Origin of the sequence: Nonomuraea sp. NPDC052634, from assembly GCF_040678535.1 — a bacterium.
GTDB classification, from domain to species: Bacteria; Actinomycetota; Actinomycetes; order Streptosporangiales; family Streptosporangiaceae; genus Nonomuraea; species Nonomuraea fastidiosa.
The window spans coordinates 431,098-446,129 of record NZ_JBFATY010000006.1; the positions used below are offsets into that span (position 1 = coordinate 431,098).

The following is a 15,032-nucleotide window of genomic DNA, read 5'->3' on the forward strand; positions in this document are numbered from 1 at the left end:
GGAAGGGTGCGATTTGCTGGGAAAAGTCCGCCTCTCTCGGAAGACGCTGCGCCGGGCGTACCAGGGGCTGGTCCTGGCCAGCGTGCTCGCCCTGGCGCCCATGACGTGGGCCTGGCTGAGCAGTTCGGGACATCGCGCGACGGCGGAGGAGCCGGGCTGGCAGGCGCGGGTGCCGCAGGCGCAGGCCGCGCTCGTGCTGGGCGCGGGCCTGTACGACGGCGTCCACCCCAGCCCGATGCTGGCCCGCAGGCTCGACATCGCCGCCGAGCTGTACCGGGCGGGCAAGGTGCGGGCGCTGCTGCTGTCGGGCGACAACAGCCGCGCGGACTATGACGAGCCGACGGCGATGCGCGACTACCTGCGCGCCAGGGGCGTGCCGGACGCCGTGATGGTGCTCGACTACGCCGGGTTCGACACGTGGGACTCGTGCGTGCGGGCGCGCCGGGTGTTCGGCGCCGAGAAGGTGACCGTGGTGACCCAGGAGTTCCACATTCCCCGTGCGGTGACGCTGTGCAGGGCGGCGGGGCTGGAGGCGTTCGGGGTGGGTGACGACTCGGTCAGGCGTTACGCCGTCACCACCTACGCGAGCGCCGCCCGCGAGGTGTTCGCCGCGGGCAAGGCGTTCGTCGACGCCGTGGTCCTGCACTCCGACCCCGTCTACCCGGGGCCGCGCGAGGTCTCGCTCACCGAGATCCTGGCCCGGCCCGGCGGCGCTCAGGTGGGGGCGCCCGGCGCGTAGCCGGGCGGCGGCGACCCCCTCGCCACCGAGCGCGCGTGCATCGACGGCACCGGGAAGTCGGCCCTGGCCGTGCTCATGCATTCGAGCAGCGCCCGCTGCTCCTCGTGGAAGGTGTGCTCGTCGACCATGTGGCGGGCGGCACGCTCGTGCAGCAGGCCCAGCTCGGTGGCGGCGAGCTGGTAGTCGCGCATCGCGCGCACGCCGGCCTTGCCGCCGTGGGCGCGGGCCCACTGGCGCGCCTGGCGGCGGCGGGAGAACGTCGAGAGCATGTAGATGTCGGCCGGGGTGACGAGCTTGGTCGGCTCGTACGGCGGCAGGTAGCGCTGGATGAGCGCCACGATGCGCCGCCGGTCCCTGAACACCACGCCGATGAGCACCACCAGCACGACCAGCAGCGCCAGGTAGGCCACCACGAGCCCAGGGAAGCCGCCGTAGGAGGCCAGGCCGTTCCACAGGCCGTGCAGGATCATCGCGCCGGCCCAGCCCGCCAGCACGTACGTGGTGCGCTCGGGCCCGCTGCGCTGCGCCGCGTACGCGACCGCGACCCCGATCATGGAGCTGAACAGCGGGTGGGCCAGCGGCGAGAGCACCCCGCGCAGCACCACGGTCACGGCCAGCCCCTTGACGCCCGAGGTGGACAGCGCGCCGAGGTAGTAGCTGACGTTCTCGCTCATGGCGAAGCCGAGACCGACCATGCTGGCGTAGATGACGCCGTCGGTGGGCCCGTCGAGCTCGGCTCTGCGGAAGCGCAGCAGTCCCAGCAGCACCAGCCCTTTCATCGTCTCCTCCACCACCGGCGCGCCGAACGTGGCCGCGATGTTGCGGGCGCTGGCCTCCGACAGCTTGGCGGTGTCGATGATGTAGTGCAGGTTGAGCGAGTTGATCACGCCGGCGACGAGGACGGCGATGCCCGCGCCCCACGCGAAGGCGAAGATGAGGTTGCTGCGCGGCTCCGGCTCCATGCGGTCGAGCGCCAGCACCGCGGCGAGCAGCAGCGGCACCGGCGCCAGGGCCAGCATGAGCGCGATGAAGAACTGCACCGGAGCGCCGTTGATCAGGTCGAAGGAGAACGAGACGAAGGCGCAGATGCCGGTGATGACCAGCCCGATGATCAACGCGAACGACGGGCGGTCCTTCAACACCCAGCGTGGATCACGGGTCGCCATACGGTGACTTTAACGGATCGCAGTGCCGGGGTCCGTGTGGGTCGGCGCAGTGCCGGTCGAGCCCCGGCACCCCATGATCGACCTGCAGCGTCGTGTGGCCGATCGCGAACCGCTCGTGCAGCAGGTCGGCAAGGCGCGTGCGCACTTTGTGACAATCCGAGCCGCGGCTGACGAGTACGTGGGCCGAGAGCGTGGGATAGCCACTCGTCACCGTCCAGACATGCAGGTCGTGCACCTCCTCGACGTCGGCGTCCGAGGCCAGCAGCCGGCCGATCTCGTCGGGGTCGAGGTCGCTGGGCGCGGCCTGCAGCAGCACCCGGCAGGAGTCGCGCAGCAGCCCCCAGCCGGCCTTGAGCATGAGCGCGGCGACCACGAGCGCGGCGATGGCGTCGGCCTGGCGGAAGCCGGTCAGCCAGACCACGAGGCCGGAGACCGCGGTGGCGACGAAGGCGTACATGTCGTTGAGCACGTGCTGGAAGGCGCCCTCGACGTTGAGGCTGCGCCGGTTCGCCTTCGACAGCAGCCAGGCGGCGCCCGCGTTGACCGCGATGCCGGCCACGGCGGTGACCAGCACGACCGGGCCGTGCACGTCGGGCGGCTGCAGGATGCGCTGCACGCCTTCGTAGGCGAAGTACGCCACGAGCAGGAGCAGCGTCACCCCGTTGATCTGCGCGGAGAGTATCTCGGCCCGCTTGTAGCCGAAGGTGTAGGCGCCCTTGGCCGGGCGGGCGGCGATGCGCATGGCGAGCAGCGCCAGCGCGATCGCGCTCGCGTCGGTCAGCATGTGGGCGGCGTCGGAGATCAGCGCGATCGAGTTCGCGACCACGCCCGCGACCACCTCGGCCACCATGAAGCCGCAGATGAGCGCGAGCGCGCCCCACAGGTACCGCCTGTCGGCGTCGGGGCTCAGCGCGTGCCCGTGCCCGTGCCCGTGCCCATGAGCGCGGGCATGTCCGTCAGCATGGGTGCGGCCGTGCTGCACACCGCTCATCCCGTCTCCTTCAGATGCTCCCGGCTCAGGTCGAGCAGCATGCGGACGTGGGCGTCGGCCAGCCGGTAGTAGACCGTCCTGCCCGCCCTGCGGCTGGCCACGATCCCGGCCGTGCGCAGCAGGCGCAGCGCGTGGGAGACGGCGGTGTCGGACACCTCGACGGCGTCCGCCAGGTCGCACACGCACAGCTCGCCCGCCTCCAGCAGCGCGTACAGCAGGCGGGCCCTGGTCGGGTCGCCGAGCAGGCGGAACAGCTCGGCCAGCCGGGTCGCCTCCTCAGGTGTCACGAGCCGGTCGCGGGTGGCCGCGACCCGCGCGGCGTCGGTCTCCGGCACCGCGCATCCGTCCAGGCCCGTGACAACATCTGAAGAGGTGTTCATATGTGCATGGTACGAACGTGAAAAAGCCCGGCGCAACGGCCGGGCCAGAAAAGTCAGGACAACAGCGGGTCGATCGCCACGGCGAGGAAGAGCAGCGCCAGATAGGCGTTCGACCAGTGGAAGAAGCGCATGGGCCGCAGATGCACGCCCGTCTTGCCGGCGTTGAGCCTGGACAGCAGGCGGTGCACCTCCCACAGGCACATCACGCCCAGCACGGCCGCCACGATCGGGTAGAACAGCGTGGTGCCCGCCACCGGCCACAGCGCCAGCGAGCACAGCACGGTCGCCCAGGTGTAGGCGATGGACTCCAGCACCACGCGCCGCTCGGTGGCCACCACCGGCAGCATCGGCACGTTGGCCGCCGCGTAGTCCTCCTTGTAGCGCATGGCCAGCGTCCAGGTGTGCGGCGGCGTCCAGAAGAACACCACCCCGAACAGCACCAGCGGCGCCCAGTCGAGCCGCTCGGTGATGCCCGCCCAGCCGATCATCACCGGCATGCAGCCGGCGATGCCGCCCCACACGATGTTCTGGGCCGTGCGCCGCTTGAGGATCATCGAGTAGACCAGCACGTAGAACAGGATCGCGCCGAGCGACAGCAGCGCGGCCAGCCAGTTGGTGGTCAGCCAGAGCCCGGCCGTGGACACCACGCCGAGCACGATGCCGAAGATCAGCGCGTTGCGCGGCGAAACCTGGTGCCTGGCCAGCGGGCGCTTGCGGGTGCGGCGCATCTTCTGGTCGATGTCGCGATCCACATAGCAGTTGAGCGCGTTGGCGCTGCCCGCCGATAGGGTGCCGAACACCATGACCGAGATCGACGTCCACAGCGGCGGAAGGCCGCCCGCTGCGAGGAACATCACCGGCAGCGTCGTGATCAGCAGCAGCTCGATGATCCGCGGCTTGGTGAGTGCGATGTAGGCCTTGACGACCACGCCGAACGTGCGCGGCGCCTCCACCTTCGGTGACGGGGCCGTCGCCTGCCTGTTGGTCAGCACCGTCAAGGCGCTTCCAGCCTGTCGGAAGTCAACGCGTAACCTCTGATTAGAGCGGATCCTTGGGCGGGCGCCGGAACGCCCCTGCGAACAAACAAACTGTAGTCGCAGGGTGAGCCGGTCCGGCCAATGGGGGGCTTGAGCCGTACATGGACACGCGAGGGTGGAATGGGAATCGATCGCCGTCCCTACTCGGTTAGTGTCCCGTGTAGGCGCGGGCCACGCGATCTCGCGGCCGGCCCTACGCACCACCGCGCGCGCGACCTGCGACCGGCCGGCAGGCCGGGCGCCGGACGGCGCCAGGTGACCGGCCGCGGGCGGGACAAGCCACAACCAATGACAACTAGATTCCGGAGATCGAGCACTTGAGCACCGAACTCGTGCCAGCCCTTGAGTGGACCGACCTCGACAAGAAGGCGGTCGATGTCGTCCGGGCACTGGCGATGGACGCAGTGGAGAAGGCGGGCTCGGGTCACCCCGGCACCGCCATGAGCCTGGCCCCCGCCGCCTATCTGTTGTTCCAGCGCGTGATGCGTCACGACCCCACCGACCCCGGCTGGATCGGTCGTGACCGCTTCGTGCTGTCGTGCGGCCACACCAGCCTGACGCTCTACATCCAGCTCTTCCTGTCGGGCTACGGACTGACGCTTGACGACCTCAAGCGGCTGCGGCAGTGGGACAGCCTCACTCCCGGCCACCCCGAGCACGGCCACACGGCGGGCGTCGAGACCACGACGGGCCCGCTGGGCCAGGGCCTGGGCAACGCGGTGGGCATGGCGATGGCCGCCCGCCGTGAGCGCGGCCTGTTCGACCCCGACGCCGCGCCCGGCGCCTCGCCGTTCGACCACCACATCTGGTGCCTGGTCAGCGACGGCGACATCGAGGAGGGCATCAGCCACGAGGCCAGCGCCATCGCCGGCCACCAGAAGCTGGGCAACCTCATCGTCATCTACGACGACAACCACATCTCCATCGAGGACGACACCCAGATCGCCAAGTCGGAGGACGTCGTCGCCCGCTACCAGGCCTACGGCTGGCACACCGAGAGCGTCGACTGGACCGCCGGCGGCGAGTACGTCGAGGACATCCAGGCCCTGTACGAGGCGCTGCAGAAGGCCAAGGCCGAGACCGACCGCCCGTCGTTCATCCGGCTGCGCACCATCATCGGCTGGCCGGCGCCCAACAAGCAGAACACCGGCAAGATCCACGGCTCGGCCCTGGGCGAGGCGGAGGTCGCCGCCACCAAGCAGGTGCTGGGCATGGACCCGAGCAAGACCTTCGACGTGCCGGACGAGGTGCTGGAGCACGCCCGCGGCATCGTCCAGCGGGGCCGCGCCGACCACGCCGAATGGGAGAAGAGCTACAGCGAGTGGCGCCTGGCCAACCCCGAGCGGGCCGCCGAGCTCGACCGCATCTCGCACCGCGAGCTGCCGGCCGGCTGGGCGACGGCGCTGCCGTCGTTCGAGACGGGCGCCTCCATGGCCACCCGCAAGGCCTCCGGCGAGGTGCTGAGCGCGCTCGCGCCGGTGCTGCCCGAGCTGTGGGGCGGCTCGGCCGACCTGGCGGAGTCCAACAACACCACGATGAAGGGCGAGCCGTCCTTCATCCCGGAGGAGTACCAGACCAAGGAGTTCCCCGGTAACCGCTACGGCCGCACGCTGCACTTCGGCATCCGCGAGCACGCCATGGGCGCCATTCTCAACGGCATCGCGCTGCACGGCGGCACCCGCCCGTACGGCGGCACGTTCCTGGTGTTCTCCGACTACATGCGCCCGGCGGTGCGGCTGGCCGCGCTGATGAAGCTGCCGGTCGTCTACGTCTGGACGCACGACTCCATCGGTCTCGGCGAGGACGGCCCCACCCACCAGCCGATCGAGCACCTGTGGTCGCTGCGCGCGATCCCGGGCCTCGACGTGGTGCGCCCGGCCGACGCCAACGAGACGGCCTACGCGTGGAAGGCCGTGCTTGAGCACACCGACCGGCCGGCCGCGCTGGCGCTGACCCGCCAGAACCTCCCGGTCTACGAGGGCACCAGCGCCGACGGCGTGGCCCGCGGCGGTTACGTGCTGCGCGAGGCATCCGACGGCCAGCCGCGGGTCATCCTCATCGCCACCGGCAGTGAGGTGCAGATCGCCATCGAGGGCCGCGAACTCCTGGAGTCGCAGGGCATCCCGACGCGGGTGGTCTCCATGCCGTGTGTCGAATGGTTCAACGGGCAGGATCCGGCATATAAGCAGACGGTTCTGCCCTCGTCGATCAAGGCTCGGGTCGCGGTCGAGGCGGGCGTCGCGCTCGGCTGGCACGAGTACGTCGGCGAGCACGGCGAAGTGGTCAGCCTCGAACACTTCGGCGCGTCGGCCCCGTACAAGACGCTGTACGAGCAGTTCGGGCTGACGGCGGAGCGCGTCGCGGCGGCGGCCAGGGCGAGCCTGGCCAAGCTCGGTCAGGACAAGGGCGAGACGACGGGAAACTGAAGAAGAATGAGCGAGATCCTCAACAAACTGTCCGGCCAGGGCGTGGCCATCTGGCTCGACGACATCAGCCGTGAGCGGCTGCGCAGCGGCAACCTCGAGCAGCTGATCCGCGAGAAGAACGTCGTCGGCGTGACGTCCAACCCGACGATCTTCGCGAACGCGCTCAGCAAGGGCGACGCCTACGACTCCCAGATGCACGACCTGGCGGTCCGCGGCGTCGACGTCGGCGAGGCCGTGCGCGCCATCACCACCTACGACATCCGGTGGGCGGCCGACGTGCTGCGCCCGATCTACGACTCCAGCGGAGGCGTCGACGGCCGCGTGTCGATCGAGGTGGACCCGCGCCTCGCCCGCGACGGCGAGCGGACGATCGCCGAGGCCAGGGCGCTGTGGTGGCTGGTCGACCGGCCCAACCTGTTCATCAAGATCCCGGCCACGCTGGAGGGCCTGCCCGCGATCACGCAGGCGCTGTCGGAGGGCATCAGCGTCAACGTCACGCTGATCTTCTCCCTCGAGCGCTACCGCGCGGTCATGGACGCCTGGCTCGCCGGGCTGGAGGCCGCGCAGGCCAAGGGCATCAACCTCGCCACGATCGAGTCGGTGGCCTCGTTCTTCGTCAGCCGCGTCGACACCGAGATCGACAAGCGGCTCGACAAGCTGGGCAAGCCGGAGCTGAAGGGCAAGGCGGGCGTGGCCAACGCGCGCCTGGCGTACGCGGCGTTCGAGGAGGTCATGAACTCCGAGCGCTGGCAGCGCCTGCGCGAGGCCGGCGCGCGTCCGCAGCGGCCGCTGTGGGCCTCCACGGGCGTCAAGAACCCCGAGTACCCCGACACGCTCTACGTCGACCAGCTCGTCGCCCCCGGCACCGTCAACACGATGCCGGAGAAGACGCTCGACGCCGTGGCCGACCACGCCACCATCACGGGCGACACCGTGCGCCCGTTCTACGAGCAGGCGTGGAACACCATGGCCGCGCTCAAGGACGCCGGCATCGACTACGACGACGTCGTGAAGGTGCTGGAGGACGAGGGCGTGGAGAAGTTCGAGGCGTCCTGGAACGAGCTGCTGGAAAGCGTCAGCAAGAACCTGGTTCCGTGATGTACGTCTCTTACCGCGAGGAGGGGGTGGCCGCTGCCGCCTCCTCCGTCGCGGGGCGCCTCGTCGCCGACGGCGTGCCCGCGCGGCTCGCCGACGGCGACCCCACGCTGTGGGGTGAGGACGCCGAGGCGGAGGCGGCGGCCCGGCTCGGCTGGCTGTCGCTGCCCCGCCACTCCCGCGAGCTGCTGCCCGTGCTGGGCAGGCTCGCGGACCGGGCCCGCGCCGCGGGCCTGACCAACGTGGTGCTGGCCGGCATGGGCGGCTCGTCGCTCGCGGCGCAGGTCATCTGCGACACCGCGGACGTGCCGCTCACCGTGCTCGACACCACCGACCCAGGCCAGGTGCGCAGGGCCCTGGCCGAAGGGCTTTCCTCCACGGTCGTGGTGGTGGCGGGGCGCAGCGGCTCGACGGTCGAGACCGACTGCCTGCTGCGCGTCTACGAGCAGCGCTTCGCCGACGCCGGCCTCGACCCGGCCGGCCACATCGTGGTCGTCACCGCTCCAGGGTCCCCGCTGGAGCGGCACGCCGTGCGGGCCGGCTATCAGCTCGTGCCCGCCTCGCCCAGCGTGGGCGGCCGCTACTCGGCGCTGTCGGCGTTCGGGCTGGTGCCCGCCGCCCTGGCGGGTGCCGACGTGGAGCGGCTGCTCGACGACGCCGGCGAGGTGCTGCCGCTGCTGTCGCGCGAGGACGGCAACCCCGGGCTCGACCTGGGCGCCGCGCTCGCCGCCTCGGCGCTGGCCGGCCGCGACAAGCTGGTGCTCGAAGACCGGCTGACGGCCATCAACGGGCTGCCCGACTGGATCGAGGAGCTGGTCGCCGAGTCCACCGGCAAGCAGGGCAAGGGCATCCTTCCCGTGGTGGGCGCCGACCCCAACGGCGCCTCCGACGAGCTGGTCGTCGCCATCGACTCCGACGACGGCGACGTGCGGGTCGACGGCCCGCTGGGCGCGCAGTTCCTCGTCTGGGAGTACGCGACCGCGCTCGCCTGCGCGGTGCTGCGGGTCAACCCGTTCGACGAGCCCAACGTCGCCGAGTCCGCCGCCAACACCGACACCCTGCTGTCCCTGCCCGACCTGCCGACCGGCGCGCCGTCGTTCGTGGACGGCCCGGTCGAGGCGTACGGCGCGGCGACGGCCAGGGACCTGCCCGGGCTGTTCGCCGAGCTGCTGCACACCATCCCCCGCGACGGCTACCTCGCGATCATGGCGTATCTCGACCGGCTGGCCGCCTTCGACGCGCCGGTGCCCGAGGGCGCCGACTTCGACCAGATGACCGACGCCTGGATGATGGCCGACCCGCTGACGCTGCGCGCGCTGCTCGCGCAGCGCACCGACCGGCCGGTCACGTTCGGATGGGGGCCGCGCTTCCTGCACTCGACCGGGCAGTACCACAAGGGCGGGCCGCAGAACGGGGTGTTTCTGCAGATCACGGGGGCAGTGGAGGAAGACGTCGCCGTTCCCGGCCGGCCCTACACGCTGGGCCGGCTTCAGCTCGCGCAGGCGCTGGGCGACCTGGGGGCGCTGGAGACCCGCGGCCGCCCTGCCGTACGCCTGCATCTGACCGACCGCGCGGCGGGAGTCGCGCGTTTGCTCGCAGCCGCACAGGAGGCTTGAGATGACTGACCGCGCTGACCCCGCGGCACCTGAAGAACCCGCGGCGCCGGGCGCGCCCGCGGAGGAGGCCCTCACCGTGGCGTCCGCCGTCGCCGGCACGTCCACCACCGAGGCGGTGGCCGCGGCCAATCCGCTGCGCGACCCGCGCGACAAGCGGCTGCCCAGAGTGGCGGGGCCGTGCGTGATGGTGTTGTTCGGTGTGACGGGTGACCTGGCCAAGCGCAAACTGCTGCCGGCGATTTACGACCTGGGCAACCGGGGGCTGCTGCCACCCGGCTTCTCGCTGGTCGGCTTCGCCCGGCGCGATTGGAAGGACCAGGATTTCGCCCAGTTGACGTACGAGGCCGTCAAGGCGCACGCCAGGACGCCGTTCCGTGAGGAGGTCTGGAAGCAGCTTCGCGAGGGCATCCACTTCGTGCCCGGCGAGTTCTCCGACGACGGCGCCTTCGATGCGCTCGCCATGGCGTTGGCCGAGATCGACGAGACCCGGGGCACCGGCGGAAACTACGCTTTCTACCTGTCGGTGCCGCCGAAGTTCTTCCCCGTGGTGGTGGAGCAGCTCAAGCGCACCGGCCTGTCCGACGCGCCCGAGGGTTCCTGGCGGCGCGTGGTGATCGAGAAGCCGTTCGGCCACGACCTGAAGTCGGCACACGAGCTGAACGAGATCACCACCTCGGCTTTCCCCGAGAGCTCGATCTTCCGGATCGACCACTACCTCGGCAAGGAGACGGTCCAGAACATCATGGCGCTGAGGTTCGCCAACAACCTCTACGAGCCGATCTGGAACCGCAGCTTCGTCGACCACGTGCAGATCACGATGGCCGAGGACATCGGCATCGGCGGCCGGGCCGGCTACTACGACGGCATCGGCGCCGCCCGCGACGTGATCCAGAACCACCTGCTCCAGCTTCTCGCGCTCGTCGCGATGGAGGACCCGACCTCGTTCGAGGCGGCCTCGCTGCGCCGGGAGAAGGAGAAGGTGCTCAAGGCCGTGCGGCTGCCGGCCAACCTGGCGCTCAACACCGCGCGCGGCCAGTACGCCGCCGGCTGGCAGGGCGGCGAGAAGGTCGTCGGCTACCTCCAGGAGGAGGGCATCTCGCCCGACTCCACGACCGAGACGTACGCGGCGATCAAGCTGGAGATCGCCAACAGGCGCTGGGCCGGGGTGCCGTTCTACCTGCGCACCGGCAAGCGGCTCGGCCGCCGGGTGACCGAGGTGGCCGTGGTGTTCCAGCGGGCGCCGCACCTGCCGTTCAGCGCCGACGACACCGAGATCCTCGGCCAGAACGCCCTGGTCATCCGGGTGCAGCCGGACGAGGGCATCACCGTGCGCTTCGGCTCGAAGGTGCCGGGCACGGCGATGGAGGTGCGCGATGTGTCCATGGACTTCGCCTACGGCGAGTCGTTCCTGGAGTCGTCGCCCGAGGCGTACGAGCGGCTGCTGCTCGACGTGATGATCGGCGATCCGCCGCTCTTCCCGCACCAGCGGGAGGTGGAGCTGTCGTGGAAGATCCTCGACCCGATCGAGGAGTTCTGGGCCACGCAGGGCCAGCCGGAGCCGTACGAGTCGGGCTCGTGGGGTCCCACGTCGGCCGATGCGATGATGGCCCGCGACGGCCGCGTGTGGAGGAGGCTCTGACATGACGACCTTCATGCTGACCGACACCACGGCAGGCAAGATCGCCGCCCAGTTCACGCACCTGCGTCACCAGATGGGCGCGCCGGCCATCGGCATGGTGCTCACGCTCGTCGTGGTCTGCGAGGAGCGCCACCAGTACGACGCGCTGCGGGCGGCCACCGAGGCGGCCCGCGAGCACCCGTCGCGCATCATCGTGGTGATCAAGCGCGAGGAGGACGAGCCGATCAGGCTGGACGCCGAGCTGCGCATCGGCGAGAACACGCCCGGCGAGGTCGTGGTGCTGCGCCTGTACGGCGAGCTGACCGAGCACGCCGACTCCGTCGTCAGCCCGCTGCTGCTGCCCGACACGCCCGTGGTGGCCTGGTGGCCGGGCGCGGCGCCCGACGTGCCGTCCAAGGACGCCATCGGGGCGCTGGCGCAGCGGCGCATCACCGACGCCAAGGGCTTCGACGACGGCGGCGTCAAGTCGCTGGTGACCCGCGCCAAGGGGTACGCCCGCGGCGACACCGACCTGGCCTGGGCTCGGATCACGCCGTGGCGCAGCCTGCTGGCGGCCGCGTTCGACCAGCCGGTGGGCAAGGTGCGCAAGGGCACGGTCGAGGCCGCGGCCGGCCACCCGAGCGCGCCGCTGCTCGCGGCCTGGCTGTCGGAGCGGCTGGGCTGCTCCGTCAAGGTCGTCGACTCGGCGGGTCCCGGCCTGACCGCCGTGCGCCTGCAGCTCGCCGCGGGCGGTGAGCTGTCGGTCGTGCGCAACGACGCCCGCGTGGCCACGCTCTCGCGTCCCGGCCAGCCGGACAGGACCGTGGCGCTGGCCCGCCGGCAGACCTCGGAGCTGATGGCCGAGGAGCTGCGCAGGCTCGACAGCGACGAGATCTACGAGGCCGCGGTCAAGCGTTTCGCGAGGACGTTCAAGGGATGAGCAAAGTGAGCGTGCCCACCATCGTCGTGCACCGTGACGCCGAAGTCCTGGCCAACGCCGTGGCGGCGCGCATCATCACGCGGCTGGTCGACGCGCAGGCGGCCAAGGGCTCTGCGTCGATCGTGCTGACCGGCGGCACGATCGGCACCGCCACGCTGGCCGCCATCGCGGCCACGCCGGCCAGGGACGCCGTCGACTGGCGGCGCCTGGACATCTGGTGGGGCGACGAGCGGTTCCTGCCCGACGGCGACAAGGAGCGCAACGAGACCGGCGCCCGCCAGGCGCTGCTCGACCACGTCGACGTCGATCCCGAGCGGGTGCACGTCATGCGCGGCCCCGACTCGGGGATGACGGCCGAGGAGTCCGCCGACGCCTACGCCGCCGAGCTGCGCAAGGCCGCCAGGCCCGAGGATCACGGGCCGGTGCCCGCCTTCGACGTGATGCTGCTCGGCATGGGGCCGGACACCCACGTGGCGTCGCTGTTCCCCGGCATGCCGGCCCTGTACGACACCCGCCCGGTGGTGGCCGTGCACGGCTCGCCCAAGCCGCCGCCCACCCGTATCTCCCTGACCCTGCCCGCCATCCAGGCCTCGCGCGAGGTGTGGGTGGTCGCGGCGGGCGAGGAGAAGGCGGGCGCGGTGCGCATGGCGCTGTCCGATTCCGGGCCCGTGCAGGTGCCGGCGGCGGGGGCGCGGGGGCGCGGGCGGACGCTGTTCCTGCTCGACCGCGCGGCGGCGGCCAAGATCCCGCCGGGTCTCGGCCGCCTCGCATCCCCGTGATCCGCCGCGTCCGGGAAGCCTCGTGCCCGGCGGCTTCCTGAGACCCGGTCAGACCCTTTCAGAGGCCCCCAGAGCCCACCTTGCGCGAGGTGCGGCCTTGGGGGCCTCGGCTTTGCCGCCAGAGCCTTCGAGCGTCCCTGAGAGCCTTGTGGAGGGCTTCCGCGGCTCGCTCCCCTCGCGGGGAGCTCCCTGCTCCGCCCGGGCGACGTGTGGCTCACTCCCCGTGGCGCCGGACGCCGGGCGGCCGACGTGGTGCACGCTCAGCCGGGTGCGGCCGCGAGGGTGTCGATCTCGGTGAGCAGTGCCTGCTTGCGCTCCTCCGCCAGGTACGACGCCCGCACCCCGTTCCGTGCCAGCTCGGCGAGCTGCTCCCGGCCGAAGCCGAACACCCGGGCCGCGACCCGGTACTCGTCGGCCAGCGTGGTGCCGAACATGGGCGGATCGTCGCTGTTCAGCGTCACGTACAGCCCCTCTTCCAGCAGCCGGGGCAGCGGGTGGTCCTCGATACGGGCGATCTGTCCCGTGCACAGGTTGGACGTCGGGCAGACATCGAGCGGGATCTGCGTCTCCCGCAGATGCGCCACCAGCCGGGGGTCGGCCAGGCAGTTGATGCCGTGGCCGATGCGCTCGGCGCCGTAGTGCTCCACGACCTCCCAGATCGTCTCCGGCCCGGTCATCTCCCCGCCGTGCGGGACGCTGTGCAGCCCGGCCGCCCGCGCGGCGGCGAACGCGGCGCGGTAGGCGTCGCGGTACTTCGGGCGTTCCTGTTCGATCCCGCCGATGCCGAAACCTACCAACGCGGTGGGAGGTTCTTCGAGCGCGTGCTTGAGCGTCACCTTGGCGGCCTCTTCGCCGTACTCGCCGGGGATGTCGAAGATGTAGGCGATCTCGACGCCGTGCTCGGCGAGCGCGTCGCGGGCGGCCAGGTCGAGCGCCTCGGTGACCGCGCGCATCGGCAGGCCGACCACGTGCTGGGCGTACGGCGTGACCTGCAGCTCCGCGTACCGCCCGCCTTGGGAGGCGAGGTCGCGGGCCAGGCCGAGCACGAGCGTGGCGACGTCCTCGGGCTCGCGTATGAGCGCGTTGACGGCCGCGTACACGCGGGCGAAGTGCGGAAAGTCCCGGAAGGTGTAGAAGCGGCGCAGCTCCTCCTCCGTGGTGGGGACGCCGCTGCCCGGGTGGCGGCGCGCCAGCTCCAGCACGGTGGGGACCGAGGCGGAGCCGACGTGGTGAACGTGCAGCTCGACCTTGGGCAGGGCGTCGATGAAGTCGTCGAGGGTCATGCGGACGACCATAAGACCGGCGTATCCCGAAAAGACAGGTTTCAGCGCCGAATCTCACACAAGTTTGTCAGATTATCGGGCCGAGTCGCGCTGAGGCGGTGACCAGCACCGACGTGCATGATCGCGGGCCGCCGCGCCGCCCGCTCACCGCTCCAGCCGTTGCCGGGCGTGGCGTTCCTCGCGGCGCGCGACTTCGAGCCGCTGCCTGGCGTCCTCGAGTTTCTTACGCGCCTTGGCCAGCTTCCTCTCCAGCCGAGCCACCTTCCCCGCGCGCTCGTCGTGCTCCTTCTGGGCGGTCTCCAGCTGCGCCGCCCACTCCCGGTGCGCCGCCTCGGCCTCCTCGCGCTCCTTGGCCTTCCTGGCGGTCTCCTCCTCCCGCCTGCGCGCCTCCTCGGCCGTGTCCGCCTCGTCTCCGCCGCTCTTCTTCCTTCGCGGCGGACGCTCGCGGGTGACGGGCGCGGGGGCGAAGCCGCTGTACCGCAGGGGCTTGGCCAGCCGCCCCCGCCGTACCTCCTCGGCCGCCTCCCCGTCCACCAGGGCGGCGTCCAGGGTCTGGTCCACCTCGGTGGCGGCGGCGGCCGACAGGTCACCCGCCCGCCTGGCCAGCCGGCCCACCTTGGCGGTCACCTCACCCCTGAGCCGGGCCAGCTCGGCCAGCGCGTCCGCGTCCTGCTCCCGCCAGGCCGCGCGCAGCCGCTCCCCCACCTCCAGCAGCTCGCGGAGCTCGTCGGGATGCTCGCGGGAGAGCCGGTTCACCGCCCACGCCGACACCGTGGGCTTGCGCAGCTTCGCGATCTCGCGGGAGAGCCGTACGTCGCCCGCCTCCTTCGCCGCGCGGGCCTCCTCCGCGCGGGCGGCGGTGAACTCCGGCGGCGGCACCCCGTACAGGCGATCGGCCACCTCATCGAGATCCACACAGGACAAATACCCTCCGCCGCCGATTTTCTAGCGCATAGTGGAGA

At 71.3% G+C, this 15,032-nt stretch carries 13 protein-coding genes; 7 read left to right on the top strand and 6 right to left on the bottom strand.

Annotated features, from left to right (window positions below):
• Window positions 1–13: 13 nt before the first annotated feature.
• Window positions 14–739 (top strand): ElyC/SanA/YdcF family protein, encoded by a 726-nt coding sequence (locus AB0K67_RS27210; RefSeq protein ID WP_364065768.1) that lies wholly within the window; start codon window positions 14–16, stop codon window positions 737–739.
• Here AB0K67_RS27210 and AB0K67_RS27215 read toward each other — a convergent pair.
• From AB0K67_RS27215 to AB0K67_RS27230, 4 genes are read right to left on the bottom strand one after another with little or no spacing between them, the layout of a single operon-like run.
• A complete protein-coding gene (locus tag AB0K67_RS27215) occupies window positions 715–1,905 on the bottom strand; it encodes a PrsW family intramembrane metalloprotease (RefSeq protein ID WP_364065770.1) in 1,191 nt (396 codons plus the stop codon). The genes AB0K67_RS27210 and AB0K67_RS27215 overlap by 25 nt on opposite strands.
• Entirely contained in the window at window positions 1,892–2,896 is a 1,005-nt protein-coding gene (locus AB0K67_RS27220) for a cation diffusion facilitator family transporter (RefSeq protein WP_364065773.1), read from the bottom strand. Before AB0K67_RS27220 ends, AB0K67_RS27215 begins: the two co-directional genes overlap by 14 nt.
• The gene (locus AB0K67_RS27225; RefSeq protein WP_364065776.1) at window positions 2,893–3,276 is read right to left on the bottom strand and encodes a metalloregulator ArsR/SmtB family transcription factor; all 384 of its coding nucleotides are present in this window, start codon (window positions 3,274–3,276) and stop codon (window positions 2,893–2,895) included. The genes AB0K67_RS27220 and AB0K67_RS27225 overlap by 4 nt, the downstream gene beginning before the upstream one ends.
• A 53-nt stretch (window positions 3,277–3,329) precedes the next feature.
• On the bottom strand, window positions 3,330–4,274 hold the full coding sequence (locus tag AB0K67_RS27230) for a heme o synthase (protein WP_364065779.1): 945 nt from the start codon (window positions 4,272–4,274) through the stop codon (window positions 3,330–3,332).
• Window positions 4,275–4,645: 371 nt separating this feature from the next.
• Between AB0K67_RS27230 and tkt the strand changes: the two genes are divergently transcribed.
• The 6 genes from tkt to pgl are packed head-to-tail and all read left to right on the top strand — an operon-like array spanning window position 4,646 to window position 12,787.
• A complete protein-coding gene (tkt, locus tag AB0K67_RS27235; protein WP_364065781.1) occupies window positions 4,646–6,739 on the top strand; it encodes a transketolase in 2,094 nt (697 codons plus the stop codon).
• Window positions 6,740–6,745: 6 nt separating this feature from the next.
• On the top strand, window positions 6,746–7,837 hold the full coding sequence (gene tal / locus AB0K67_RS27240; protein WP_364065783.1) for a transaldolase: 1,092 nt from the start codon (window positions 6,746–6,748) through the stop codon (window positions 7,835–7,837).
• Entirely contained in the window at window positions 7,837–9,450 is a 1,614-nt protein-coding gene (locus AB0K67_RS27245) for a glucose-6-phosphate isomerase (RefSeq protein WP_364065952.1), read from the top strand. Before tal ends, AB0K67_RS27245 begins: the two co-directional genes overlap by 1 nt.
• 1 nt (window position 9,451) lies before the next feature.
• Window positions 9,452–11,089 carry a glucose-6-phosphate dehydrogenase gene (gene zwf / locus AB0K67_RS27250; protein ID WP_364065785.1) on the top strand — a complete coding sequence of 546 codons (1,638 nt, stop codon included), beginning with the start codon at window positions 9,452–9,454 and terminating at the stop codon, window positions 11,087–11,089.
• Between the two features lies 1 nt (window position 11,090).
• On the top strand, window positions 11,091–12,008 hold the full coding sequence (locus AB0K67_RS27255) for a glucose-6-phosphate dehydrogenase assembly protein OpcA (protein WP_364065788.1): 918 nt from the start codon (window positions 11,091–11,093) through the stop codon (window positions 12,006–12,008).
• 5 nt (window positions 12,009–12,013) lie between these two features.
• Window positions 12,014–12,787, top strand: a complete 774-nt coding sequence (gene pgl, locus AB0K67_RS27260) for a 6-phosphogluconolactonase (protein WP_364065955.1) — start codon at window positions 12,014–12,016, stop codon at window positions 12,785–12,787.
• A gap of 260 nt (window positions 12,788–13,047) precedes the next feature.
• On the opposite strand, the gene add is transcribed toward pgl, so the two are convergent.
• Together add and AB0K67_RS27270 are read right to left on the bottom strand one after the other, a co-directional pair.
• Window positions 13,048–14,070, bottom strand: coding sequence for an adenosine deaminase (add, locus tag AB0K67_RS27265; protein WP_364065791.1), 1,023 nt, complete (start codon window positions 14,068–14,070; stop codon window positions 13,048–13,050).
• A gap of 144 nt (window positions 14,071–14,214) precedes the next feature.
• Window positions 14,215–14,985 (bottom strand): hypothetical protein, encoded by a 771-nt coding sequence (locus AB0K67_RS27270; RefSeq protein ID WP_364065794.1) that lies wholly within the window; start codon window positions 14,983–14,985, stop codon window positions 14,215–14,217.
• Window positions 14,986–15,032 lie beyond the last annotated feature (47 nt).

Excerpts from the sequence above, each read along its gene's own strand:
- AB0K67_RS27255 (WP_364065788.1), top strand. The coding sequence starts at position 11,091 with ATGACGACCTTCATGCTGACCGACACCACGGCAGGCAAGATCGCCGCC.
- zwf (WP_364065785.1), top strand. The coding sequence starts at position 9,452 with ATGACTGACCGCGCTGACCCCGCGGCACCTGAAGAACCCGCGGCGCCG.
- AB0K67_RS27225 (WP_364065776.1), bottom strand. The coding sequence starts at position 3,276 with ATGAACACCTCTTCAGATGTTGTCACGGGCCTGGACGGATGCGCGGTG.
- tal (WP_364065783.1), top strand. The coding sequence starts at position 6,746 with ATGAGCGAGATCCTCAACAAACTGTCCGGCCAGGGCGTGGCCATCTGG.
- AB0K67_RS27215 (WP_364065770.1), bottom strand. The coding sequence starts at position 1,905 with ATGGCGACCCGTGATCCACGCTGGGTGTTGAAGGACCGCCCGTCGTTC.
- add (WP_364065791.1), bottom strand. The coding sequence starts at position 14,070 with ATGACCCTCGACGACTTCATCGACGCCCTGCCCAAGGTCGAGCTGCAC.
- AB0K67_RS27220 (WP_364065773.1), bottom strand. The coding sequence starts at position 2,896 with ATGAGCGGTGTGCAGCACGGCCGCACCCATGCTGACGGACATGCCCGC.
- AB0K67_RS27245 (WP_364065952.1), top strand. The coding sequence starts at position 7,837 with ATGTACGTCTCTTACCGCGAGGAGGGGGTGGCCGCTGCCGCCTCCTCC.